This window comes from Methylophilus sp. E2MeOHC9 (assembly GCF_058744375.1).
The window spans coordinates 159,398-183,426 of record NZ_CP196024.1; the positions used below are offsets into that span (position 1 = coordinate 159,398).

Here is a 24,029-nt window from a genome sequence, read left to right on the forward strand (position 1 = left end):
GCATGGAAATCACCCTAAAACCTGAAGACAACCTGATGCTGGCCAACTTATGCGGCCCGCTGGATGAGAATATCCGCCAGCTGGCGAACGGCCTGGATATCGATATTAATCGCCGCGGCAGTACCTTTCACCTGACCGGCACTGAAACCAATATGCGGCTAGGTGCGCAGATGCTAGAGAATTTTTATGCCCGCGCGAAAAAACCGATCGAACTGGAAGATATTCAGCTCGGCCTGGTTGAGATCGACAAACTGAAACCTGAAGAAGTCAGCACCAGTGCCATGCCTACACTGATGACACGCCGGGGCGACCTGCATGGCCGCACGCCGCGCCAGGTAAGCTATCTGCAACAGATCCAGGATTACGACATCACCTTTGGCATCGGCCCAGCCGGCACCGGTAAAACTTACCTGGCAGTCGCCAGTGCCGTTGATGCCATGACGCGTGACCGCGTCAAACGCATTGTGCTGGTCCGCCCTGCGGTGGAAGCTGGAGAGCGCCTGGGCTTTCTGCCGGGCGATTTAAATCAAAAAGTAGACCCGTATTTGCGCCCGCTGTATGACGCGCTGTATGACCTGGCCGGCTATGACACGGTGAACAAAATGTTTGAACGCGGCGCGATTGAAGTAGCGCCACTGGCTTACATGCGTGGCCGCACATTGAACCAGAGCTTTATTATTCTGGATGAAGCGCAGAATACAACGCCTGAACAGATGAAGATGTTTTTGACCAGGATCGGCTTTGGGACGAAAGCAGTGATTACAGGCGATGTGACGCAGATAGACTTGCAGCGTCACCAGAAAAGCGGTTTGGTAGAAGCGCAGAAAATTCTCAAGGATGTAAAAGGCATTGCCTTTACCCAGTTTATGTCACAGGACGTTGTGCGGCATCCATTGGTGCAGAAGATTATTAATGCTTATGAGAGATATGAGCAGGCTAACGAGAAAACTTAATTCTTACTTGAGTTAATGCTTAATTGAATTGATACGCTGTTTTTCGCCCCTGGGCGAGTTACTTTTCTTTGCTTGCACAAAGAAAACGTAACCAAAAGAAATGCACCCTAGCTTCCGCTTATTTCCTCCGTTGCTCATCAACGTGGGCGTCCAGCGAAACTCGCCCTAGCGGCTTGCAAACTACGCAAGCCACCGCGGAACTCGAACAGGCGCTGGCCGACACCTCCCACGCTGACTGCGCTACTCGGCGCGTCAGATAGGGGCCCGTGAAAAGCACTACGCGGTTGCTTAAGTGAGACTCCTCACATCGCTTCCCGCACAACCATTGAAATAGAACAAACAAGAGCACCCAACAAAACAATGGAGTTGGTTTGTGGGGTGCTCTTGTTTTAGAAATTAAAGAAGTCCCTTAGCGCCCTGAATGCATACTTTTAACAAGCGTTTCATCGTGGTGGTTTTAACCGGGCCCCTATCTGACGCGCCGAGTAGCGCAGGCAAAATAGGAGGAAGGGAGCGACTGTCCGAATCCCGCGGTGGCCTGCGTAGTGTGCAGGCCGCTAGGTTGAGTTTCGTGACCGCTTATTTTGGCGAGCAACGCAGGGAACAAGCGGAAGCTAGGGTGCCCTTTCTTTTGGTGACTTATTCTTTGGGCAAGCAAAGAAAAGTCACTCGCCTAGGGGCGAAAAGGAATGCTGCAATGAAGCAGCAATATCGAACGCTGGCCCATCCAAAGAAATACCGATTCTTACTATTAATCAGGGTGACACTTGCTCTCTATTGCAGCCAATCTAAGCATGAACCCGGCCTGGATTCTGGCTTTCGCCAGAATGACGACTAATGTGTAACCCAACTAGTACGCATGCTCTGCGGAACTGCTACTACCCCTCAGCGATAATGAAGGACTCTCTCAACACTTAACCTTCAATATAAGTCGGAAACTTCTGCATCACCTCAGCAAACAACGCACTCTCTAACCACCCCTGTAACCACACCCTCAAATTGACATAAGCACTCTGCGCAAACCACTCACTATCCACCGCCGCAAATTGCCTTAGAAACGGAAAAATAGCCACATCCGCAATACTCGCCGAATCACTCACCAAATAGCGCTGCCCTGCCAGTGCAGTTTCCAGCCTTTGTAAAAACTGTTCCCCCTGCTCGCGATAAAACAATTGCGATTGCTCAGGATAGCGATCAGGATATTTATAGCGATTCAACGCTTGCTTGAATTCACCGTCATTCAGGCTAATCAGCGCATTGGCAGCTTCCACATCACCCTTCAACCAACCCTGCGCATCATGCTGCCGCAATGCCCAATACATGATATCCAGGCTTTGCTCCAACACGTCTCCATCCAGCAATTGCAATACCGGCACTGTGCCTTTGGGGGATATCTGTAACAAATGTTGCGGCTTTTCGCGTAAGGAAACCTCACGCAGTTCGACTTGAATCTGTGCCGCCCATAGCGCCATACGGGCACGCATGGCATACGGGCATCGGCGATAGGAATAAAGGATAGGCAGCGCCATTACAAGATGGGAGATTTTGAATGAGTGATTGAGCGGGATGCAGTGCAAGGCACCCGGCACATAGAAACCGGAATGACCATTAAGTACATGAGGATTTCAGGTACAGGGTAACGCAGCAATTTGTCCGCACAAGCACTTAGTTAAGGCTTCCCAAAGCTTTGCGGCAATCCTTGATCAACTGCGGCCCTTTATAAATCAAGCCACTGTATAACTGGATCAGGCTAGCGCCAGCTGCTATTTTCTCTTTCGCATCATCACCATTCAAAATACCGCCCACGCCAATAATCGGCAGGCTATTTTGCAAGGATGTTGCCAGTGTCTGAATCACTCGGGTAGCGCTATCTTTAACTGGCGCACCCGATAAACCGCCCGCTTCCTCGGCATGTGGTAGACCAGCGACCGCATCACGCGCCAAGGTGGTATTGGTTGCGATGACGCCATCCATACGATGCTGCATCAGCAATTCTGCGATTTCAACGACCTGCTCGGTCGTCAGGTCAGGTGCAATTTTCAAGGCAATAGGCACATATTTGCCATGCACTTGTGAAAGGATATTTTGTTCGGATTTTAATGTTGCCAGCAATGCGCCAAGCGCGTCTTTTTCCTGCAAGGCACGCAAGTTCTTGGTATTGGGTGACGAGATATTCACCGTGATATAACTGGCATGTGCATACACTTTGCGCATGCAGGTCAGGTAATCCTCACCCGCACGTTCGTTTGGTGTATCAAAGTTCTTGCCGATATTGATCCCCAGCACGCCTTTAAATTTCGCTGCCTTCACATTCTGGATTAGCTGGTCAACCCCCAGGTTGTTAAAGCCAAAGCGGTTAATAATGGCCTCGGCTTCTGGCAAGCGAAACAGGCGTGGTTGAGGATTGCCCGGTTGCGGGCGCGGCGTTACCGTGCCAACTTCGAGAAAGCCGAACCCCAGTGCAGCCATGCCGTCTATGACCATGGCATTCTTATCCAGGCCAGCGGCCAGCCCTACCGGGTTAGGAAAATGCAGCCCCATCACTTGCCTGGGCTGATCAGGCAAGCGCCCAGCCGCTAATGCCAGCAAACCCAGCTGTTCTGCGCGTTTAAGCGATTTCAGCGTCAGGTCATGCGCTTGTTCGGCATCCAGCTTGAACAATAGCGGTTTTAATAAAGGGTACAGATTCATCAACTATTTCCTGTTAGTGGCGCGTGAAAATGTGATTTCACAGGATGCAGCATGCATCAGGTTTGCGTTATATCAAAAACCATGTCGGCCTAAGCGTTCAAAATCATCATCAGATACATTGTTTGCAAGTATTGATACTCACAGGAGGACATACGATGAAAATTCTGATTGATTTATTCTCTACCGATTATGGTTTGATGAGCTTGATCGTGATTGCCGCCATGACAATTGTCATGATATGGGCAGGCATATATGTTTACGTCAAATCGCGAAAATAACATGCCTTTTTAAGACACAAAAACAATCAAGTTCTGGTTGATCACGCTTTAAAGCCCTGCACATGCAGGGCTTTTATTCAATTATAGCAGCCCCGGTTGGATACGGGCACTCTCAAACAATGATATCGCTGCACGGCGCGCCCAGAAACAATCTACCCACCCCGCCGGTTTGAATCTGGCCATCAATAATCAGCCAGCTTAACCACCTTTTACGCAATAACAGCTTTTCATTTATGCTATACTCACGAGCTTATTTTTCCTCCACTGATTCACTTCTTTAGGTAGCGTATGGAATCAAATATTAAAGAATCTGCCCGGTTTTTATTGTTAGAAGGTGTGCATCAAAACGCCATCGATACACTTAACAATGCAGGCTATACCAACATTGATTATGTCAAAACGGCTTTGGACGAAGATGCCTTGATCGAAAGAATCAAAGGCGCACGTTTTGTTGGCCTTCGCTCACGCACGCAAATCACCAAGCGTGTCCTGGAAGCGGCCGACAGGCTGGCAGCGATCGGCTGCTTCTGCATAGGCACCAACCAGGTTGACCTGGATGCTGCACGCGACAAAGGCATTCCAGTGTTCAATGCCCCTTATTCCAATACACGTTCCGTTGCCGAGTTGATCATTGGTCAAATCATTTTATTGCTGCGTGACATCCCAAGAAAAAGTGTTGCGGTGCATCAGGGCTCCTGGCCAAAAACAGCGGCGAACTCGAATGAGGCACGCGGTAAAACACTGGGTATTGTCGGTTACGGCAGTATCGGTTCGCAATTATCCGTGTTAGCGGAAAGCCTGGGCATGAAGGTCATCTACTTTGATGTGATCACCAAACTGCCATTGGGTAACGCCCGCCAGGTGGCAACCATGAAAGAACTGTTGAATCAGTCTGATGTGGTGTCATTGCACGTCCCTGAGTTGGAAACAACCAAAAACATGATGTCGACCGCCGAGTTCGAAGAAATGAAGCCCGGCTCTATCTTTATGAATGCCGCACGCGGTACTTGTGTGGATATTGAAGCCTTGGCCGTTGTCCTGAAAAACGGCAAACTGCGTGGCGCAGCGATCGATGTATTCCCGACTGAGCCAAAATCCAATGACGAGCCGCTGGAATCGCCATTGCGTGGTCTGGACAACGTGATTTTAACGCCGCACGTCGGTGGTTCAACTGAAGAAGCGCAAGCCAACATCGGTATTGAAGTGGCAGAAAAATTTGTGCAGTTTGCTGGCGCCGGCACTACCGTCTCCGCCGTGAACTTCCCGCAAATCGCCATGCAACAACAGCCGAATACGCACCGCTTGCTGCATATCCACCACAACCAGCCGGGCGTGTTATCCAATATCAACCACTTGTTTGCCGAGCAAAACATCAACATCGTGGCCCAAAGCCTGATGACAAGTAATGATATTGGCTATCTGGTGATGGATGTTGCCGATATCGACTCCAAACTGGCGTTTGAGCAATTGGATAAAGTGGCTGGCACGATTAGATTAAGATTGCTTTACTAATCAATTCGTTAGCTACAAAAAAAGCCTTGCAGTGATGCAAGGCTTTTTTACTTCTAGTACCACATCAGCGCATTAGCGCTCTGCCCAGCCTTTCAACTTGCTGGTTTTACCAATGCCGGGGTTAAAACTATTGGTCGGGTCCAGCACACGGTAAAACTTCCGCAGCGGTTCCTTGGCGATATATTCATGCCCGACATTGTGCTCGGCCGGATATTCGGCGCCACGCGCATCGAACGAGGTTAATATCTTCTGCTTTAACGCTTTGGCATCTACGCCTTTTTTCAGCACGTAGTTCTGATGCATGACATGGCAGAATAAATGCCCGTAATAAAACTTGTCGGCAATCAGGTCATCAATCTCTTTCGGCAACTCTTCAAACCATTTGGCTTCGTTTCTGCGCAAAGCCACGTCCACAGTCATCATCGCACCCAGTGATTCTTTATGTAATGCGTGATAGCGGCCAATCGCACCACCGGCAACAAAGCGATGCAAAATCGCTTTGTCGCCTTCTTCTTGCGTACACTCGAAGTAATCACCCTGGTGAGTCTCGAAAAATTGCTGTAGATACGCACGTGCTTCTGCGATGCCTTCGCCGCTCATTTCGATGATCCAGTGGTGCTGATATAACTGGTGATACGCTTCCATGCGAGCAGGTAAATGGCTGGGCAACAAGTAGCTGAACCACTGCATGAGCAATTCAGACAGCTTGGCAGGTAAAAACCTGAAGTTGCTGGCAATACGGTCTACCGTGCGCTTCATGCTGAACAGGTTGGGGATGACTTTAGACCCTAAAGTGTTGATCACCCAGAAAGTGTCTTTGCCATATTTTTTGGTCACGGCATAACAATCGCGGTGCAAATACTCACCTGAGACTGGCAGCGATTTAAATTGCGTCAGGATCTCGCGGCGCATGGTCGCCAGCACTTGCGCATCGTTGGTGCCCACATAGAACACTTGCTGCTTTTGAATCGGGTACGTGTCCAGGCGCACGGCAAACACTGCCAGTTTGCCTGCGCAGCCAGATGACTCATGCAGGCGGCGGCCGTCATTATTGAAACGCGCCGGCGTATCCGCATCGACTTCGCGTACGCGTTCGTGATACACATTGTCTGAAGCCAGTTTGTCAGGATGCTCAATATCTGACTGGCGATAATGCTTGTGTTGCAGGTTAGTGAGTATTTCTTCTGGCGTATCACCTAATTGAATACCTAAATGGTTCACCAGTTGCAAGGCGCCATCTGCGGTAATTTGCGCATACAGCGAGAGCTCGGTATAGGCCGGCCCACGCTGCACCAGCGCACCGCCGGAGTTATTACACACGCCGCCAATAATCGATGCCCCTATGCAGGAAGAACCAATCACCGAATGCGGCTCACGTCCGTATGGCTTCAAGGTTTCTTCCAGGCCAAACAAGGTACTGCCTGGCAAACCGATGATCTGTTTGGCGTCGTTAATCAGATGGATCTCATTCACACGCATGGTGTTAATAATCACTATCGGCCTGTCGTAGTCATTGCCATCAGGCGTAGAACCACCTGTTAAACCCGTATTGGCCGCCTGCATAATCACGGCCACGTCAGCTTGCACACAGGCTTGTAACAACTGCCAGATTTCTAACAACGTTGCCGGCCTTGCCACCGCCATCGCTTCACCTGAACCAAAGCGGAAACCTTTGCTATATGGTGCAATTTTGGTTTGAGTGGTCAACACAAATGACTTGCCGACGATGGCTTGCATGTTGCGGATTAACGTTGCGCTGGCTGGATGTGTCATAAGAAACCGAGGAGAATAACCGTTAAATTAGGCAGCAAGATTATAGCATGTTCATTTTTATGTCATGGTAGCGCCTGTACGACGCACATCATCTTAGTACAGCTTTAGTGCAGGCATTTTCAAAGGCTCACTGCGAAACCGAATCGTGATTTCATGGTCTGAGAAGTAGAGAACGTGAGATGGAATTTCGCGCAACAACAAGGATAACAAGAGTAGAATCTGGCCTGAGTCGTTCTGCTCAGTGACTGAGATAATGACTGACGCTTGATTTCAAGCTCTCTTGAATGGCAACATGCCGCCATCAGGCCAAATACATAGCCGCTTTAGGATTTTTTATTCTAGATTTAAACATCATGTCTAAATACGCTTTTTCATACAAAAAATGGATCATGCCATTGGTTGCCTTTGCTTTGTTTATCGGCCTGGCGATGGCAGTCATGCAAAAACCGCAAGCACCGGAAGTGACCTTCACCACGCTGGATGGCAAGAAAATCAGCATGGCTTCTCTGCGTGGCAAAACAGTGCTGGTCAATTTCTGGGCTACCGATTGCCCGGGCTGTATCAAGGAAATGCCCACTCTGATCGAAACCTACAAACGCTATAAAAACAGTAATTTTGAAGTGATCGCAGTGGCCATGCCTTATGACCCGCCAGCGCAGGTACTCAATTACAGCCAGGAGAAAGCGCTGCCGTTTGCAGTGATGCACGATGGCTTTGGCGAAATGGTCAAGGCTTTCGGCAATGTCAACCTCACGCCGACTGCCTTTGTGTATGACCCGCAAGGCCGTCGCCTGCAAAAAGTGATAGGTGAGCTGGATTTCCCCAAATTGCACGCATTGATAGAAGAACAGGCCCACTAAACCATGTTATGGATTAAAGCGTTTCACATCCTGTTTGTCACAAGCTGGTTTGCCGGGCTGTTTTACCTGCCGCGCATTTACGTCAACCTGGCCATGGAACCCGATGCGCAAGCCTATGCGCGGCTGGTGTTGATGGCGCAAAAGCTGTATCGCTTCATGCAGCCGCTCTCGATACTGGCGCTGGGCTTTGGCATCTGGTTATGGCTAGGTTACGGTTTCAGCGGCGGCTGGCTGCATGCCAAACTGACGTTAGTGTTTCTATTGCTGGGCTATCACCATTATTGTGGAAAATTGCTGAAACAGTTTGCCACTAAGACCAGCCAGCGCTCGCATACCTGGTTTCGCTGGTTTAATGAAATCCCAGTGTTCCTGTTGCTGGCGATTGTGATCCTCGTGGTGGTCAAACCTTTTTAAGCCATGCTCGAAAGCCTGCTGCAATCTGAATGGTTAATGCGCATGCTGGATAAATCCGGCAAGCAACCCGTGCAAAAATTGCTGGGCTTATTTTCCATTCTGGATGATCTGCTTTCCAGCCCTTTTGCCAGCCAGCAGCACGCACACAATCCCACTGCGCAGGCCGGGCGCTTGCAAAGCTATCTCACAATACAATCGCAAAAAGCGGGCGCACGCCTGCCTGAGATGCTGGCTAACCAGCTCTACTTTATGGCCATCAGCGCCTGTCAGGAAAAACTGAGCCATCCTGACTCCACCGCCCTGCACCATGCCAGACGTGCAGCGCAAGCCTTGATCAAGGAACAGACCAGCCGTGAAATCAATTGGCTGGCGGTGCGTAACTACAGCATTGTGGCGATGGCATTATTCAGCGGCATGCTGGCAGGGCATTTCTGGCCAGTTTCACCGCCGATTGAAATCAGCACGGCAAGCGCGGCTGAACCTCTTGAACGCCCGGAGCCATCTGAACCAACGCCCAACCCGTTCTCTTTTGAAGCCAGCCCGTCTGAAACCGCAGCGATCTACGGCCGGCTGGAAACCATGAAACATGGTGATTGCCGGCTGATTGAAGCGCTACATTTGCCGGAAAGACTCAAAAGCGTGTATATCGAAAATGTGATCAATGGTCATGTCACCACCAACAGGGACGAACAGGTGCTGGTGAATCAGCTATTGGATCAGGTGCAATGTAATTACACGCCAAAGCTAATGGCGAACTCCAGGTAATCTACAGCGCCAGAAAATTCACCCTGGCCGCCGCTTGCATTGAATGCAATATGCATTGCTATACCGTTTAGTATAGGGTGCTATAATCCAACACATGAGTGTGCTCAAGCAAAAAATCCTGCAGGTATCGACGGACTTGTTCCAGACGCGTGGTATCAACTCCACCGGCGTAGACACCATTGTGGCCGTCGCTGGCACCACCAAAATGACCCTGTACAAGTACTTTGAAACCAAAGAAGAACTGATACTGGCAGTCTTGCAGCAAAGCCATCACGATTTTCAAAGCTGGATGAATGAAAAGCTGGCTGGATTAAGCGACAAGCCTGATGCAAAAATCCAGCAATTATTTGATTTCATTGAAGAATGGGTCACATCACCTTCGTTTGTCGGCGTGGCGTTTATCAAAGCTTCCGCTGAGTTCCCCAACGAAGAAAACCGCATTCACCAGCTGTCATCACAGCAATCGCGTGAATTCCGCCAATTTATCCATCAGCTGGCGCAAGAAGCGCAGATCAAAGATGCAGAAGGCCTGGCCCTGCAACTTTCCATCCTGTTTGAAGGCGCAGTCCAGGCCGAACAAATCAAGCGTGGCTCAGGTGCCATCAAATCGGCAAAAAAAGCAGCTAAAACCCTGATTGACATTGCCATCAGGCAATCCTGAAGCCATCTCACACCTGTTCCGGCCAAGTAAGGCTTGCCAGCGGATAAGCTGGCGGCAATAATAGCCGCTCATTCTCAACGCTACATTTAACCTAACCTCAAACGACACATGAATATTCTAATTTGCGGCTCCTTGGCCTATGACACCATTATGGTGTTCCCCGACCAGTTTAAAAACCATATCCTGGCGGACAAAATCCATAAACTCAGCGTGGCATTCCTGGTACCGGAAATGCGTCGCGAATTTGGCGGTACTGCCGGCAACATCGCCTACAACCTGCAATTGCTGGAAGGCCAGCCGCAGATCATGGCGACTGTGGGCGATGACTTTGCGCCTTACCAAAGCTGGCTGGAACAGCACAAGATTGATCCCCAGCACATTAAAACCATCAATGGCGCATTTACCGCGCAAGCGTTTATCACGACCGATATTGATGATAACCAGATTACGGCTTTTCACCCTGGCGCCATGCAACAAGCGCATGCCAATAGCGTGAATGATGCCAAAGACGCGGTCCTGGCAATTATCGCCCCGGATGGGCGCGATGCCATGTTCCAGCATGCTAAAGAGTGTCATGAAGCAGGCATTCCGTTTATGTTTGACCCGGGCCAAGGCCTGCCGATGTTCAATGGCGAAGAATTACTTTATTTTATTGAGCTGGCAGATTACCTGGCAGTGAACGATTATGAGTCTCAGGTCATCCAAGATAAGACAGGGCTGACACTTGAACAACTTGCCGCCAAAGTGAAAGCTTTGATTGTGACTTTGGGCGGTGAAGGGTCACATATTTATGCGGATGGTCAACGCCATGATATACCGTGCGTTAAAGCAGAAGCAGTAGTAGACCCGACTGGTTGTGGCGATGCTTACCGTGCGGGCTTGTTATATGGCATTGCACGCGGTTGGGACTGGAGAACTTGTGGTCGCTTGGCAGCCACGCTGGGCGCGATTAAAATTGCACATCGGGGTGGCCAGAACCACACAGCCAGTCGAGAACAGATTGAAAGTATTTACAGCCATGCGCTGGTACAGGATGCGATCAAGGAAGACCCTTCATTAAGTCGCCCGGCATCGAGTTAAACAATATTGAGCTAAACCAGTATTGATTAAACCAAGAGAAAATAAGACAGGAGAAAACACATGAAAGTGCATGCATTAAAGTGGGTTGCTTTGGTAGTCATGGTAGGCTTTTTAGGCGCTTGTGCCAGCTCTAACTCCGGCAGTGTCTATTCGCGCGACGAAGCGCGTAAAACACAGACGGTGAAAACCGGCGTGGTCGAGAGCGTACGTAGCGTCAAACTGGAAGGCACCAAGTCTCCGGTCGGTACCGTTGCTGGTGGCGCCGTTGGTGGTATTGCCGGTAGCAGCATAGGCGGCGGTAAAGGCAGCATCATTGCCGCGGTGATTGGTGCGGTTGCCGGTGGTCTGGCAGGTTCAGCCATTGAAGAAGGCGTGACACGTAAAAACGCCTATGAAATCACCGTCAAACTGGATGGTGGTAACCTGGTGTCTATCGTGCAGGAAGCAGATGAACAATTTGCACCCGGCGACCGTGTTCGTATCGTAGAGAATGGCTCCACTTCACGCGTCAGCCATTAAGACAAGTAGCATCGAGTAGTTAAAAGAGCGACCTGGTCGCTCTTTTTTATTGCCTGCGTGTGGCCATTTTCGTCACAGAATTGTCACGACATCGTCACCAATCATTCACATCGCAATCCTATCATCTCGCTAAATCACTAAGGAGAAGCGTGATGTTTGAGCAAGATTTGCAACAACCTGGCATTGGTCATTCTGGCATTCCTCAGTCTGACATTCAAACCAACATCCATCCCTCGCGTAAGCAGGCTGCGTCACTCAGCGTGGCACTGGCAACCAGCGCAGAAGAGATCACCGAAGCGCAACGCCTGCGTTTCCAGGTGTTTTCTGAAGAAATGGGTGCGCACATTAAAAGCACTAATGGGTTAGATGTTGATGGTTTTGATGCCTTTTGTGACCACTTGCTGGTGCGCGACGATGCGACACAACAGGTGGTAGGCACCTACCGCATTCTCAACCCTATGCAGGCCATGCTGGCAGGTGGTTATTATTCCGCCGGTGAGTTTGATTTAAGCAGGTTGTCGCCATTGAGTGATCGCACCGTTGAAGTCGGCCGCGCATGCGTACATGCAGACTACCGCACCGGTGGCACCATCACCATGTTGTGGGCTGGCCTGGCCAAATACATGATGGCCCGCCAGTATGAGTACATGATAGGTTGCGCCAGCATCTCCATGCATGATGGTGGCCATATGGCGGCTTCTTTGTTCAGCAGTTTGCGCGAAGAATACCTCTCCCCGGCTGAATATCGCGTGTTCCCGCATAACCCGTTGCCGATTGAAGCGTTGGACCAATCCCTGCAAGTCACCTGCCCGCCATTAATCAGGGGCTATCTACGACTGGGCGCTTACATTTGTGGCGAACCAGCCTGGGACCCTGCTTTTAATACTGCGGATATGCTGGTATTGTTACCTCTCTCCCGTATCAACCCCAGGTATGCAGCGCATTTCCTGAAATAATTTGTCCAATACCTCTTTCACTAAAACACCATTTTTAATCCGCGGCTGGCGCATCACCCGCATCAGCCTGCATGTATTGATAGGGTTAATACTGGCAACCGTTGTGTTGCCAGTGTCCCACCGCAATATACGCATGTCTATTATTCAATGGTGGTGCCGCCGTTTATTACGCTGCTTCAATATCACCCTGACGACCAGTGGCACATTGCCAGTCAAAGACACGCATGGCGTGTTATTTGTCGCCAACCATATCTCCTGGGTAGATATACATTCCATCAACAGCCTGCTGCCAGTGCGCTTTGTCGCCAAGCTGGAAGTCAGGAACTGGCCGGTGTTTGGTTACCTGGTCAGGAAATCCGGCACCATTTTTATCAACCGCACCCGTCAGCGCGATGCCGCCCGCGTAGTGCAGATTGCCAGCAATGCCCTGAAGCTGAGGGATAACTTATGCGTGTTCCCGGAAGGGACGACGACCGAAGGCGTACAGGTATTACCTTTTAAAAGCAGCCTGATCCAGGCCGCCATTGATGCCAATACCATTGTGATCCCGGTCGCCATACGCTATGCGCACCCTGATGGCAGCCTTAACCTGGGCGCAGCCTATGCCGGTGAAACCACCATGGTTGAGTCGATGCTGGCGTTTATTCACATGCGTTCACCGACAGTACATTTACATTTTTGCCAGCCGATTGTGGCCAGGGAGATGAGTCGCCAGGCACTGGCTGAAGTGGCGCACACTGAAATCACGCAGGTGCTCTACCCTGCGTCAGCGCAACATCAGCAAGCAGTCGCCTGATCACGGCCCATAAGCCTGCCAGCCAGCGTTCATAATCAACAGTATCACCATCACTATAAATACCCGCCGCACTAGCACTGCGCCATGTTTGAGTGCCAGTGCCGTGCCCAACAAGCTGCCGGCCACATTGGCGGCTGCCATCGCCAAGCCCACCTGCCACCAGACATGCCCGGTCGCCGCCAGTAATAATACGGCAGCCAGGTTAGAGGCAGCATTTAACACTTTGGAAGAAGCAGAGGCATGCAGGAAATCTACACCGAGCAAGCGTATCAACAGGAAAATAAAGAAACTACCGGTGCCCGGGCCAAAGAATCCGTCATACCAGCCGATCAGGCCGCCGATAGCCATGGCCAGTAACAGTCGGGTACGCTGCGTGCGTAACGGGCTATGCAGCATGCCAAATTGGCGATGCAGCAAGGTATACAGCAACACACCCAGCAAAATCAGCGGCAACAGTTTGCGCAGAAAATCAGGATCAGTTTTAGTGAGGGTCGATGCGCCCAGCCACGACCCGGCAAAAGCCACTAGCGCCGCCGGCAGCAACCAGGCCCAATCCAGTTTGACACGTTGGGCATAGCGCATCGCAGCCACTGTTGTGCCGAATACGCTGGAACACTTATTGGTGCCCAGAAGCAACGAAGGCGGCAATGAAGGATAAGTGGATAACAGCGCTGGCACCGTGACCAGGCCACCGCCACCGACCATGGCATCCATGATGCCGGCCAGAAACGAAGCGACAACGACCAGCCAGAGATCAATCATGCGAACAACCCGCTAGTCACCACCACCCGCCGCTGGCCTGTCGCGTTCATCGAGGCCCACTTGCACCACTTGCTGGCTATCAAGATTGTAAGCCGTGAGCTGGCGCCCCCATAAACAACCAGTATCCAGCGCTACAACGCCGTCGCCCTGGTGCAGACCCAGCGCCGACCAGTGGCCGAACAAAATCGTCTGTGCTCCGGCAAACTGTCGGTCGGGGATTTGAAACCACGGGTAATAGCCCGCAGGCATATCCGGCACTTCGCCTTTAAACGCGAATTCCATTTCGCCCTGCGCGCTGCACAAGCGTATGCGGGTGAAGGCGTTGACGATGGCGCGTAACCTATCCATGCCCACCAGCGCATCATGCCATTGCGCTGGGGTATTGCCATACATGGCGAATAAAAAAGTGGCGTAATCTGCATCGCTCAACACGGCCTCCACCTCTTCGGCCAACTGTTTGGCTTTGGTGAGCGTCCATTGCGGATACAAGCCCGCATGTATCATGGCGTAATCGTCTTCCAGCACCATCAATGGCTGCTGGCGCAACCAATGCAGGAGCTCACCACCATCGGGCGCAGAAAAAATCTCGGCCAGCGTGTCGAAGCGATGCGGTGGACGCACGCCATGCGCCACGGCGATCGCATGCAGTTCATGATTACCCAGCACCAGCTTGATTTGGTCTTTATGTGCATAAGCCCAGCGTAATACATCGAGCGAGCCAGTGCCACGATTGATAATATCGCCCACCAGCCATAGCTGGTCATGCGCTGGCTGAAAGTTTATTTCTGCCAGTAATTGCATCAGCGAGTGATAACAACCTTGTATATCACCAATTGCAAATCTTGCCATGCGTGTCACCTATGCCTGTCTCTTTGTCAGCCACGTTGAATACCTTAGCCTCTATTCTGCCCGATAAACACAGCGCCGCCGGGAAATAAAAAAGCCGCTTGTCACAAGCGGCTTTTACTTCTGGCTGCGTTTACTCTTTCAAGCTGGCAGCATCAAACTTTGCCCCGGCCTGGTTCGCCATATAAGCCACCGCATCGGCGACCTCGTGATCGGTCAGGTCAGCGCCGCCTCCACGTGGTGGCATGCTGCGTATGCCTTCAACCGCATGTTTAACCAGTGTTGCGTAGCCTTGTGAAATACGCGGGCCCCAATCACCGGCATTACCGATTTTTGGTGCGCCCAAAGCACCGGTACCATGACAAGCTGCACAGGTGACTTTTACAATCTCTTCACCACTTTTTTCTACGTGCTCACCCGCCTCTGCAGCGACCTCAACCGTGGCTACCGGCTGGATATTAGCGGCTATTTTTTGTTCAGCTGCTTCAGTCACCTCTTTGGCTGGCGCAGGCTTTTCACTGCCAATCACACCAAAAAGATAAGCTAACAGTGACACTAACAGAGTGAATCCAATAATTGTGCCTGGTATCACAATGATTAACTCTTTGATGCTTGAACCTTCCTTGTACCCCGACATATCTGTGCCCCATTGATTTTGAAATTACCTGCGCGATTATAACGCAGAACCCAATGTCATGAAACGTAACATGGCTTCAGGCAGGCCGCATCCATTCACGCCGCCGTAAAAACAAAACAGCCAGGCACTGCAATGCCTGGCTGTTTGTACTGCTGTTGTCAGTGATTACTTCTGACGGCGACGCATGACGCTCAATGCAAGTACGCCCAAGCCCAACATGGCTGCTGAGGTTGGCTCTGGCACTGCGCTGATGCTGTAAAGTGAAGTAGTGTTAGAACCTTCGTTGGCAAATGCCAGGTAAGATTTTCCGCCAAATGTAAACGCGGTCAATCCTTCCGGTGCCAAATCACTCGTAGACACGATCATGTCGATAAAGCTGACTTTGGTCGGGTCAGTGATATCAAACAAAGCAATGGCGCCAGCCAATGTTCTTTCCAGGCCTACTGCTGCAATGGTACGGCCAGCCAGTGTGAACAACTCCACACCTTCAGGCTCTACGCCTTTGTCACGGCTACGGACATCATCGTAGATGCCACGCGCGGCTGCTTCTTTATCCAGGATGTCACCACTGTCGTAGACCAGCGCACCATTCGCATCACGGATGCTGAATGAACGTGCGCCTGCCGCATATAAATCACCAGGTGAAGAATCGGTATTTGAAACGCGGATATTCGCCAGCACGCCTGTGCCACCCAAAGAACTGGCCGCAGAACGGTCAGCATCATCCTCACGGAAATCGCCTTCATTGGCTGTGACCAGGTAAGTCTGGCCGCCTGCAGAATAAGCAGCAATACCATCAGGCATATACAAGCCTTTGACGTTGGCACTGATAAAGTTAACATTGCCATCATTCAATGGATCGATTGTATTGCCTGGCTTGCTGAAATCTTTTGCGCCCAGGCCAACCACATTGGTAAATGTATTGGTGTGCAAATCCAGGATACCAATCGCATTCGCCTCTTGCAGCGTGACATAGGCCTTGCTGCCATCCGGGCTCACTGCGATGTATTCCGGCTCAAAATTCATGCCGGTATTGGTGCGGATATGGGTGCCGGATGTAGGCACGCCGTTGAATGTTGCTGTTGCTGCCACTGAGCGTGTCGCCACATCGATCACAGTCACACTACCGATAGGGTCATTCACTGCCGGGTTGTAATTGCGTGGGGTAGTTGTGCCATCACGTGTGCCATAGGTGCTTGGTGTACCTTCGTTGGCCACCAGGATTTTTGAACCATCAGGTGTAAACGTGATCATGTCTGGCAAAGCACCCACGGTAAAGCTGTTAGTGCCTGCGGCCAGGCTTCTGCTCGAAGTATCATACAGTTTGACAACACCCGCGTTAGTACGCGTGTTATTTTCAATGGCGAATGCGGCCAGGCCATTGCTGATACTCACACTGTTGATGCTGCCGAAAGCGCTGGTATCGATACGTTGCACCAGGCTACCGGTACTGGCGTTCAATACGTCAACGCCTTTAACACCGGCCACCCAGATGGTGTTGGTGATCGCATCATAAGCAGGAATTTCTGCCAGGTAGCCACTGCCACTATGGGCAAATGTCCACTCCTTGCTAATTTGGTAATTGCTTGCGGCTTGTGCAGCACTGATAGAACTCAGCGCTAATGCCAGCATTAATGTCATTTTTTTCATTTGGTATCCTCTCTCAAAGACCTTAGAGGATACGTATCGAATATGACAAAACCTTTAAACTGGCATGTCAAACAGAAGTCAGCGGACTATATGAAAACCGCTTTCAATCACACTTCACAAGCCTAAAAAACAACAGAATTGTGAGCGCACACTTTCACATCACAGCCGCGCATAAGCGTAATTCTGCGGATAAACCACTTTTTCACGCGCATCGGTCCAGATAATGTCGCAGTTCTCGTCATCGATATGTATCATGCGGCCATCGCGGTCCACGCAATACTCACCGCAGACGATGCGTTCTTCCACTTTGTAACCCTGGGCAATGCGAGTGTAATCAAACAGGATAGAACGAATCACCGTACTGTCACGCTGGATATGGCAACCGTTGCTGATCCAGGTCGGCCCGATAATCCGTGCGTTTTTATCAACGCGCGAGCCGGAGCCGATATACACCGGCCCTTCAATGTGCGTATGTTCCCAGTCGATATGCACATTCAACCCTACCCAAACACCCGGTTTGATCTGCTTGCCGGGTATCGGCATCGAAGGAAAAAAACCCTGCATCATCTGTTGCATCACCAGCCAGTAATCCGCTACCACGCCAATGTCTATCCAGTTAAACGGATGCTGGATCGCATAAAAAGGCAGCCCACGCTGCACCAGCAACGGGAACAAATCAGAACCAATATCAAACTCGCTACCGATAGGGATCAGGTCCAGCACTTCCGGCTCAAAAATATAAATGCCGGTACTCGCCCAGTTGGAACGCGCCTCCAGTTGGCTAGGTTTTTCCTGGAACGAAATAATGCGTCCCTCCTGGTTGGTCACCACCACACCATAGCCAGAAACCTTATCCATAGGTACCTGCATGGTCACCAGGCTCGCCATCGCACCTTTTTCTTTATGTTCCTTTACTGCCCGCGTGATATCCAGATCAATCACCGCATCACCACACAACACAATGGTCGTCTCATCAAAAAAGCCACTGAAATCCTGGATCTTGCGCATGCCGCCCGCAGAACCAACCGCATGCGGCACCACCTGCCCATCCACAATATCGCCCTCAAACGAATAACCGATATTCACGCCAAAGCGATGCCCATCCTCAAAATAATCCTGGATTTTTTTGTGCAGGTAACTGACGTTGATCATGATATCTGCCACCCCATGCAAGGCCAGATGCTCAATCAGGTAAGCCATCACCGGCTTTCCCAATACGGGGATCATAGGCTTGGGTAACTCATAAGTGAGCGGTCTAACACGTGTGCCTTTACCAGCAGCCAGAATCATGGCTTTCATCATGCAATATCCTTAAATAACTTTAACGTTCTTGAAGAACAAGCATAGTCAGGCACTATGACAAGATTATTTCAGGCGACTTATGCCGCCACAGGCATAGAAAAAGACACTGGCGCGCCAAGGCTGCGCGACTTATTTGCTATAATGGCCGGATTGCGCCCGTAGCTCAGCTGGATAGAGTATTGGTTTCCGAAGCCAAGGGTCGTGAGTTCGAATCTCGCCGGGCGCACCAGTCAGAAAAGCAAAGCCAAGATAGTGATTACTAACTTGGCTTTTTTTGTGCCCGCTATGTGCCTAAGTCGTGCCCACCATTTACCACTTCATTGGTGGGGTGTATCAATGGATGTGCAGTTATTTTTACTCTGACCCCGATGTTTTCCGAACATTTGCATAGCACACGAATTCCTTCACTACACATTTCAACTTAAGTCACAAGTTATCCTGAGACCTCATTAAAAATAGAAACTTTGTTCCTACATTCAGAATCGCACCGCGTATCATGGCAAGATACCGCGTAGTGATATTTAGCTGTCAAATCTAAAAACAAAAGGGGAAATAAAAAATGCGTTCAATCGGTAATTTTCTTTGGTTCATCTTTGGCGGCTTTTTCATGGGCCTGGCCTGGTGGTTTTTCGGTATTCTGGCCTTCATAACCATCATCGGCATCCCTTGGGGTAAGGCCTGTTTTGTCATAGGCCAATTCACGTTCTTACCATTTGGTCGGGAAGCAGTGAGTCGAAGAGATTTACATCAGAAGGATGATATTGGTACCGGTGTGCTTGGGTTTGTTGGCAACGTCATCTGGTTTATCTTTGCCGGCGCATGGTTGGCCATTGGTCATATTGTTTCTGCTCTTGCTTGCTTCGTCACTATCATCGGCATTCCTTTTGGCATCCAGCATCTAAAACTTGCTGGCATTTCACTCGCCCCAATTGGTAAAACAATAGTGAGTAAATAGCTTTAACGATCCGCACTAGCATTCATGCAATCCGCCACCCTGCGTCAATTGACCCAACAGTTTAGCCAGCACGGACGTCTGGATGCCATTTACCTGCGTCCGGCTCGTGGTCAGCCTTGTTTGCAACAAGATCAAGTGCATGCCATTGCCAACCTTGGATTACAGGGAGATCGCGCCAGTTTGCGCCAGTCGTCGGCTGCGGATGGAAATAAACGGCAAGTGACACTACTGCAAGCAGAGCATTTACCAGTCATAGCAGCGCTCACTGGTCATTCACAGATTGATCCGGCTTTGCTCAGGCGTAATCTGATTGTTTCCGGCATAAATCTGCTGGCGACAAAATCGCTATTTAAAGATCAGCCCTTGCATCTATTGATTGGTAATGTGCTGCTGGAGGTCACTGACCCCTGTGAGCCCTGCTCAAAAATGGAACAAGTGCTCGGGCCAGGTGGCTACAACGCTATGCGCGGCCATGGCGGTATAACAGCACGCATTGTGCGCGGTGGTCTGTTAAGCACCGGGGATACTGTGCAGGTGATTGCAGGGACTGACCATGCTAACCCAGCCACACCATCTCTCCCCCTTTTCGACAACGACTAGCAAACTGGGCGATCGCTGCAGAGAATCCGCCAGCAATGACTGATAGCTGTTGCACAGGTTTACGGAAAAATTTGGCTTTAACGCACAAATCAAAGCGGGATAATTAGACCCTCTATTTCTTTCCATGATGAACACGATAGCTTTGAATCGCAGTTAAACACAGCGCAAGCCATGCAGTGGCTTCTAAAAAGGCTGCCAGCACATCGCTCAAATAATGAGCGCCTAGATACATACGGCTAAACGCAACCAGCATTACCATCGCCAAAGCTGTCAGCATAATGCAGAAAGCGCGACTCCATGAACGGGCTTGTGAAACCAACAGAGCTGCCAATACGCCATAAAAAACTGTACTGGCGACGACATGCCCACTGGGAAAACTATAGGTAGTCAGTGTGACAAGCGGGTTCTCGAAAGATGGGCGCGTCCGTTGGAACGTTTGCTTGGCCAGCAAATTGAGCAGCATGCCACCTTGCACTACCAGAAAGACGGTCAATGCTGCGTACCACCGCTTTTTCCAGATCAGATACGCCGTTATCAGCATGGCTACAGGGCTAATCACTAAAGGGTCATGCAAGTGAGTGATAACCAGCAAGCATGGTGTGAGAAGTGGCGTGCTACGCTCATGCAACCATTGGGCAAGCTGGGTATCGATGATTGTCAATGCGCCACCGCTTACGACATTCCCTGCTATCAAGGCGAATAATAATCCCGCGACAGCCAGCACTAAAATGCCAACCGTTAAATGCAATCGCAACGATTGCATATACCTACGACAGCTCCAATATTTTGGTTTCTGCTACGATAAATCGTGAGGATGCGGCATCAAAATCCCACCGTTCAACCTGGCAGCTACGCGACTGTGCTGCGTCATAGCGGATAAGATTCACTGAGTTCGGTTTGCCTTCGCGTATGCGACTAGATACGGCAGTACCAGCGGAAATTGTCCATAGCGAACGCATCAAATCCAATTCAGTACCCAGATTACGCACGTAAGCCAGATGAATATGCCCGCTTAAAATCAGGTCTGCCCCTGCGGCAGCCCAGGCTTTGATGGCTTGCTGGTGCCCATGTAGCAAATTTTCTTTATCGCTTTCCCGTTCGACGAAAACTGGCTGGTGGACAGCCACGATGCGTAATTGACCTGGTGAGGCGCGCTGCACTTGCTGGGAAATACGTTCTATCTGTTTCACAGAAACTTCACCATCGGCGTGGCGCCAAGGCCGGGTAGCATTGACGCCTATCACCAGTACATCCTGACCAGAAAACTGCGGTTCAAGGTCGCGTCCGAAAACGCGGTGGTAGTTGCCATAAGGACTAAACACACGCGCAAAAAGATTAAACAGGGGAATATCATGATTACCGGGGATCACCAGCTTGACTGGCGCAGCCAGCGCATCGAGAAAACCTTTGGCGGCTGCAAACTGGTCGCGGCGTGCGCGTTGAGTGACATCGCCGGACAGGATGGCGATGTCAGGGCGCACTTCTTGCGCGAGCTGCAATAGCGCAGCTACCACCTCTGGTTTCTCAGTACCGAAGTGGGTGTCGGAAAGATGGAGGATCGCACTCAAGTTTCAACCCCTGATGCAACAGGCACGATCAGCCGCAAACAGCTTGGCCCGACGCAGAATGTCAAAGGCGGCTGCATATGAGAAACCTCCCCATCCATCGCGACTTTGACTGAACGTTTTTTGTGGCGAGAAAGCGGTTCAACTATCAGCTGGCGGCAGGCAAAGTGCGTGACTTCCGGTGCTTTGCTCAGCACCCCCAGCATGCCATGAAATGCCACGCCTACACGTTGGCTCGCGTGCATGGGCGGCAGCGCAATAATGGCAAGCTGCCCATTTCTAACGCTTTCAGATTCAGCAGCCAAACCTATATCCGCCAACTGGAGTGCATTGTTGCCCACAAAAATGGTGGAAGCAGGAATGACGTTCTCGCCATTCTCCTGCTGCCCGCCGCTATGTTCAATACGCAGCAGCATCTTGATATCGCGCTTTAACAGGGTGAGGAACGCCGCGAATTTTGCAACGATGCGGCTACGTCCATGTTGTTTTTTTAGTGCTTCGCGGTCGGAGAGCAATTGCGGGTAAAGACCCAGGCTGGCATTCACCAGAAAAACCTCGCCGTTCAACTCCCCCACCTGTATCTTCCGTTCACTGCCTGCGCGTATACCAGCAAGCAGTGCTTTTGCTGCTAAATCCACCTCCAGTGGCACATCATTATCACGCGCAAAATAATTGAAGGTGCCTAACGGCACGACGCCAAACGGCAAATCGGCAGCGACCACTTCCTGTGCGACAAAGCGGATGGTGCCATCGCCACCCGCTGCGGCGACTACCCCATGATGCTGGCTGGCTTGCTGGATGGCCTGCCTGGTCATTTCAGGCAAATCACCTGATTGACGGCAAAAAAACAGTTCGTAGGGTTGCGCTGCTTTGGCAAATGCCTGTTTCAGCTGATTTGCGACTGCCTCTGCATTCTGATCACCCGAACCTGCATTGAGGATGACGAACAATGGCGGCAGCTGACTGGCTGGATGCTCAGCAGAGTGAGCTTGTGGCGCGAGAGATTTGTTCATGATATTGAATATACAGAAATTCCTGCATGAAGTTGCATTTGGCCTGAAACTAATCTCACGACAGTTTTTCTCTCACGGCAGACCCTCAAAAAACTAATTCTGTGCGCCTCACTATCAATGATGGGTTTCACAGGCATGCACTATCATTTGTTAGCCTATCTAAGCACGTTTTTTTACTCATCCTCAAAGGCTCAAATCCTTACGGCTGCCAGTACGATTTTTCCTACAGTCATTTCAGCTTTATCGGTCTGTCGCAAAAAATACATTCAGGCGAAGATTCAATCCATGTCGTTTAAAAACTTTGCGGGCTAACGATGGCACGCACAGTATTGAATTTGAGATTATTTGGAGAGTGATATGGCTTTAAATAAAGACACCAATGTACATAGCGTACATCACATCGATGAAAGTCGCCTTGACCCCTTGAATCCGGATTCGATTGATCCGGCCAATACTGATCCGGCAGATGATTCGCGTGGCTATGAGAGAAGTAGATCAAAACTTGGTCATGTAGATAAGTCATTGAATAAGCAAAATATTGATGATAGAAACAAGCAGTTTCCCAACGATATCAGTAATCCCGATGCAGGCATTTAAGTGCTAACAGCCTTTGACTAACGTTGTGCTCACTGGGGAGCCATAGATGACGAATAAAAAATTCAATCGGATAGCAACTGTTGCTTTTTATGTGATTGGCATGGTGGTTGCCGGTTTGATACTGATCAGCTGGAATGGGTCAAACATACCTCTGGCTGCAGAGCCGATAAGTGAAACGGTAGAGTCATTATCAAAAGCAGAAGCGGCGAATCCACTGCCTATCAATGACAGGGAACCGCAAAACTTTGCTCAGCCGACGACACAATCTGCATCAGGAAAATAAACCGTGTTTTACCGACTCACTGCAAATGACAATGAATTTTAATTTGCTGCCAATGTCGTATGTGTTCCATTCAATTTAGGAAACACTATGCACGTAAGCTTTGAAGTCGCACAAGAAATCATAGAAAAAGCAGTTGAGAAGTCCAAGCAAATAGGTGTCAAGATGTGTATCGCCGTGCTGGACTCAGGCGGCAATCTGAAAAGCTTTACCAGAATGGATGATGCATGGGTGGGCAGTATCGATATTGCTATCAAAAAAGCAAAAACAGCCTGTTATTTCGCTATGCCATCTGGCGAAATCGGCAAGCTTTCTATCCCTGGCTCCCCGCTGTATGGCATTGAACACTCCAATGATGGGCTGATTACTTTTCCAGGTGGTTTGCCTATCGTTGATGAAGAAGGCATTCTGATCGGCGCGATTGGGGTTAGTGGTGACACTGTGGAGAATGATCATTTGGTGGCACAAGCCGGTGTCAATGTTGCCGGTGTCTGTGATGTGCCTAAGCACCCATGGCGTACATAATTTACAAGCCGTAAACATCACTTGGTAAGTGTGTATTCA

General features: G+C 50.3%; 28 protein-coding genes and 1 tRNA gene. 18 read left to right on the plus strand and 11 right to left on the minus strand.

From position 1 onward, the window contains the following. Positions 1–2: 2 nt before the first annotated feature. A complete protein-coding gene (locus ACSSVF_RS00745; RefSeq protein WP_492404702.1) occupies positions 3–953 on the plus strand; it encodes a PhoH family protein in 951 nt (316 codons plus the stop codon). 421 nt (positions 954–1,374) lie between these two features. Continuing rightward, positions 1,375–1,791 (plus strand): hypothetical protein, encoded by a 417-nt coding sequence (locus ACSSVF_RS00750; protein WP_492404703.1) that lies wholly within the window; start codon positions 1,375–1,377, stop codon positions 1,789–1,791. A gap of 76 nt (positions 1,792–1,867) precedes the next feature. On the opposite strand, the gene ACSSVF_RS00755 is transcribed toward ACSSVF_RS00750, so the two are convergent. Both ACSSVF_RS00755 and ACSSVF_RS00760 read right to left on the minus strand, forming a co-directional pair. Next, the gene (locus ACSSVF_RS00755; RefSeq protein WP_492404705.1) at positions 1,868–2,482 is read right to left on the minus strand and encodes a glutathione S-transferase; all 615 of its coding nucleotides are present in this window, start codon (positions 2,480–2,482) and stop codon (positions 1,868–1,870) included. A 136-nt stretch (positions 2,483–2,618) separates the two neighbouring features. Then, entirely contained in the window at positions 2,619–3,644 is a 1,026-nt protein-coding gene (locus ACSSVF_RS00760; protein ID WP_492404707.1) for a quinone-dependent dihydroorotate dehydrogenase, read from the minus strand. Positions 3,645–3,799: 155 nt separating this feature from the next. Between ACSSVF_RS00760 and ACSSVF_RS00765 the strand changes: the two genes are divergently transcribed. Both ACSSVF_RS00765 and serA read left to right on the plus strand, forming a co-directional pair. Further along, positions 3,800–3,922 (plus strand): DUF3149 domain-containing protein, encoded by a 123-nt coding sequence (locus ACSSVF_RS00765; RefSeq protein ID WP_492404709.1) that lies wholly within the window; start codon positions 3,800–3,802, stop codon positions 3,920–3,922. Positions 3,923–4,210: 288 nt separating this feature from the next. Beyond that, positions 4,211–5,434: a phosphoglycerate dehydrogenase gene (gene serA, locus ACSSVF_RS00770; RefSeq protein ID WP_492404710.1), complete on the plus strand. Its 1,224-nt coding sequence runs from the start codon at positions 4,211–4,213 to the stop codon at positions 5,432–5,434. A gap of 72 nt (positions 5,435–5,506) precedes the next feature. On the opposite strand, the gene dld is transcribed toward serA, so the two are convergent. Next, the gene (dld, locus tag ACSSVF_RS00775; RefSeq protein ID WP_492404712.1) at positions 5,507–7,207 is read right to left on the minus strand and encodes a D-lactate dehydrogenase; all 1,701 of its coding nucleotides are present in this window, start codon (positions 7,205–7,207) and stop codon (positions 5,507–5,509) included. 353 nt (positions 7,208–7,560) lie between these two features. Between dld and ACSSVF_RS00780 the strand changes: the two genes are divergently transcribed. The 8 genes from ACSSVF_RS00780 (at position 7,561) to ACSSVF_RS00815 (ending at position 13,258) form a co-directional block, all read left to right on the plus strand. After that, a complete protein-coding gene (locus ACSSVF_RS00780) occupies positions 7,561–8,067 on the plus strand; it encodes a TlpA disulfide reductase family protein (protein WP_492404714.1) in 507 nt (168 codons plus the stop codon). 3 nt (positions 8,068–8,070) lie between these two features. Next, positions 8,071–8,481 carry a CopD family protein gene (locus ACSSVF_RS00785; RefSeq protein WP_492404716.1) on the plus strand — a complete coding sequence of 137 codons (411 nt, stop codon included), beginning with the start codon at positions 8,071–8,073 and terminating at the stop codon, positions 8,479–8,481. A gap of 3 nt (positions 8,482–8,484) precedes the next feature. Further along, on the plus strand, positions 8,485–9,246 hold the full coding sequence (locus ACSSVF_RS00790) for a hypothetical protein (protein WP_492404718.1): 762 nt from the start codon (positions 8,485–8,487) through the stop codon (positions 9,244–9,246). 94 nt (positions 9,247–9,340) lie between these two features. Next, entirely contained in the window at positions 9,341–9,907 is a 567-nt protein-coding gene (locus tag ACSSVF_RS00795) for a TetR/AcrR family transcriptional regulator (protein ID WP_492404720.1), read from the plus strand. A gap of 108 nt (positions 9,908–10,015) precedes the next feature. After that, complete coding sequence (locus tag ACSSVF_RS00800; RefSeq protein ID WP_492404722.1) at positions 10,016–10,987, plus strand: carbohydrate kinase family protein; 972 nt, start codon at positions 10,016–10,018, stop codon at positions 10,985–10,987. A gap of 60 nt (positions 10,988–11,047) precedes the next feature. Continuing rightward, a complete protein-coding gene (locus ACSSVF_RS00805; RefSeq protein ID WP_379035026.1) occupies positions 11,048–11,506 on the plus strand; it encodes an outer membrane lipoprotein in 459 nt (152 codons plus the stop codon). A gap of 152 nt (positions 11,507–11,658) precedes the next feature. Continuing rightward, on the plus strand, positions 11,659–12,462 hold the full coding sequence (locus tag ACSSVF_RS00810) for a GNAT family N-acetyltransferase (RefSeq protein WP_492404725.1): 804 nt from the start codon (positions 11,659–11,661) through the stop codon (positions 12,460–12,462). Between the two features lies 1 nt (position 12,463). Continuing rightward, positions 12,464–13,258, plus strand: a complete 795-nt coding sequence (locus ACSSVF_RS00815; protein WP_492404727.1) for a lysophospholipid acyltransferase family protein — start codon at positions 12,464–12,466, stop codon at positions 13,256–13,258. Here the strand turns inward: ACSSVF_RS00815 and ACSSVF_RS00820 are convergent, their stop codons facing one another. The 5 genes from ACSSVF_RS00820 to ACSSVF_RS00840 form a co-directional block, all read right to left on the minus strand. After that, positions 13,259–14,020: a sulfite exporter TauE/SafE family protein gene (locus ACSSVF_RS00820; protein WP_492404728.1), complete on the minus strand. Its 762-nt coding sequence runs from the start codon at positions 14,018–14,020 to the stop codon at positions 13,259–13,261. It abuts the gene before it with no gap. A gap of 12 nt (positions 14,021–14,032) precedes the next feature. Continuing rightward, positions 14,033–14,869, minus strand: coding sequence for a symmetrical bis(5'-nucleosyl)-tetraphosphatase (locus ACSSVF_RS00825; RefSeq protein ID WP_492404729.1), 837 nt, complete (start codon positions 14,867–14,869; stop codon positions 14,033–14,035). A 130-nt stretch (positions 14,870–14,999) separates the two neighbouring features. Continuing rightward, positions 15,000–15,503, minus strand: coding sequence for a c-type cytochrome (locus ACSSVF_RS00830; RefSeq protein WP_492404731.1), 504 nt, complete (start codon positions 15,501–15,503; stop codon positions 15,000–15,002). Positions 15,504–15,668: 165 nt separating this feature from the next. Then, on the minus strand, positions 15,669–17,153 hold the full coding sequence (locus ACSSVF_RS00835) for a choice-of-anchor I family protein (protein ID WP_492404732.1): 1,485 nt from the start codon (positions 17,151–17,153) through the stop codon (positions 15,669–15,671). Positions 17,154–17,312: 159 nt separating this feature from the next. Next, entirely contained in the window at positions 17,313–18,452 is a 1,140-nt protein-coding gene (locus ACSSVF_RS00840; RefSeq protein ID WP_492406283.1) for a nucleotidyltransferase family protein, read from the minus strand. A 155-nt stretch (positions 18,453–18,607) separates the two neighbouring features. On the opposite strand from ACSSVF_RS00840, the gene ACSSVF_RS00845 reads away from it, so the two are divergent. The 3 genes from ACSSVF_RS00845 (at position 18,608) to ACSSVF_RS00855 (ending at position 20,010) form a co-directional block, all read left to right on the plus strand. Continuing rightward, positions 18,608–18,684, plus strand: a tRNA-Arg gene (locus tag ACSSVF_RS00845). Between the two features lie 330 nt (positions 18,685–19,014). Next, positions 19,015–19,410 (plus strand): YccF domain-containing protein, encoded by a 396-nt coding sequence (locus ACSSVF_RS00850; RefSeq protein WP_492404734.1) that lies wholly within the window; start codon positions 19,015–19,017, stop codon positions 19,408–19,410. Between the two features lie 24 nt (positions 19,411–19,434). Further along, positions 19,435–20,010 carry an MOSC domain-containing protein gene (locus ACSSVF_RS00855; RefSeq protein WP_492404735.1) on the plus strand — a complete coding sequence of 192 codons (576 nt, stop codon included), beginning with the start codon at positions 19,435–19,437 and terminating at the stop codon, positions 20,008–20,010. Positions 20,011–20,122: 112 nt separating this feature from the next. On the opposite strand, the gene ACSSVF_RS00860 is transcribed toward ACSSVF_RS00855, so the two are convergent. From ACSSVF_RS00860 to ACSSVF_RS00870, 3 genes are read right to left on the minus strand one after another with little or no spacing between them, the layout of a single operon-like run. Next, positions 20,123–20,773, minus strand: a complete 651-nt coding sequence (locus ACSSVF_RS00860) for a phosphatase PAP2 family protein (RefSeq protein ID WP_492404737.1) — start codon at positions 20,771–20,773, stop codon at positions 20,123–20,125. Positions 20,774–20,777: 4 nt separating this feature from the next. Then, positions 20,778–21,578 (minus strand): metallophosphoesterase family protein, encoded by an 801-nt coding sequence (locus ACSSVF_RS00865; protein WP_492404738.1) that lies wholly within the window; start codon positions 21,576–21,578, stop codon positions 20,778–20,780. After that, the gene (locus tag ACSSVF_RS00870) at positions 21,575–22,588 is read right to left on the minus strand and encodes a diacylglycerol/lipid kinase family protein (RefSeq protein ID WP_492404740.1); all 1,014 of its coding nucleotides are present in this window, start codon (positions 22,586–22,588) and stop codon (positions 21,575–21,577) included. The genes ACSSVF_RS00865 and ACSSVF_RS00870 overlap by 4 nt, the downstream gene beginning before the upstream one ends. Before the next feature lie 357 nt (positions 22,589–22,945). Here ACSSVF_RS00870 and ACSSVF_RS00875 point away from each other — a divergent pair, with 357 nt between their 5' ends. From ACSSVF_RS00875 to ACSSVF_RS00885, 3 genes are all read left to right on the plus strand, one after another. Beyond that, complete coding sequence (locus ACSSVF_RS00875) at positions 22,946–23,185, plus strand: hypothetical protein (RefSeq protein WP_492404742.1); 240 nt, start codon at positions 22,946–22,948, stop codon at positions 23,183–23,185. 46 nt (positions 23,186–23,231) lie between these two features. Next, positions 23,232–23,468 carry a hypothetical protein gene (locus tag ACSSVF_RS00880; protein WP_492404743.1) on the plus strand — a complete coding sequence of 79 codons (237 nt, stop codon included), beginning with the start codon at positions 23,232–23,234 and terminating at the stop codon, positions 23,466–23,468. 87 nt (positions 23,469–23,555) lie between these two features. Then, positions 23,556–23,990: a GlcG/HbpS family heme-binding protein gene (locus tag ACSSVF_RS00885; protein ID WP_442585668.1), complete on the plus strand. Its 435-nt coding sequence runs from the start codon at positions 23,556–23,558 to the stop codon at positions 23,988–23,990. The last annotated feature ends 39 nt before the right edge of the window (positions 23,991–24,029 follow it).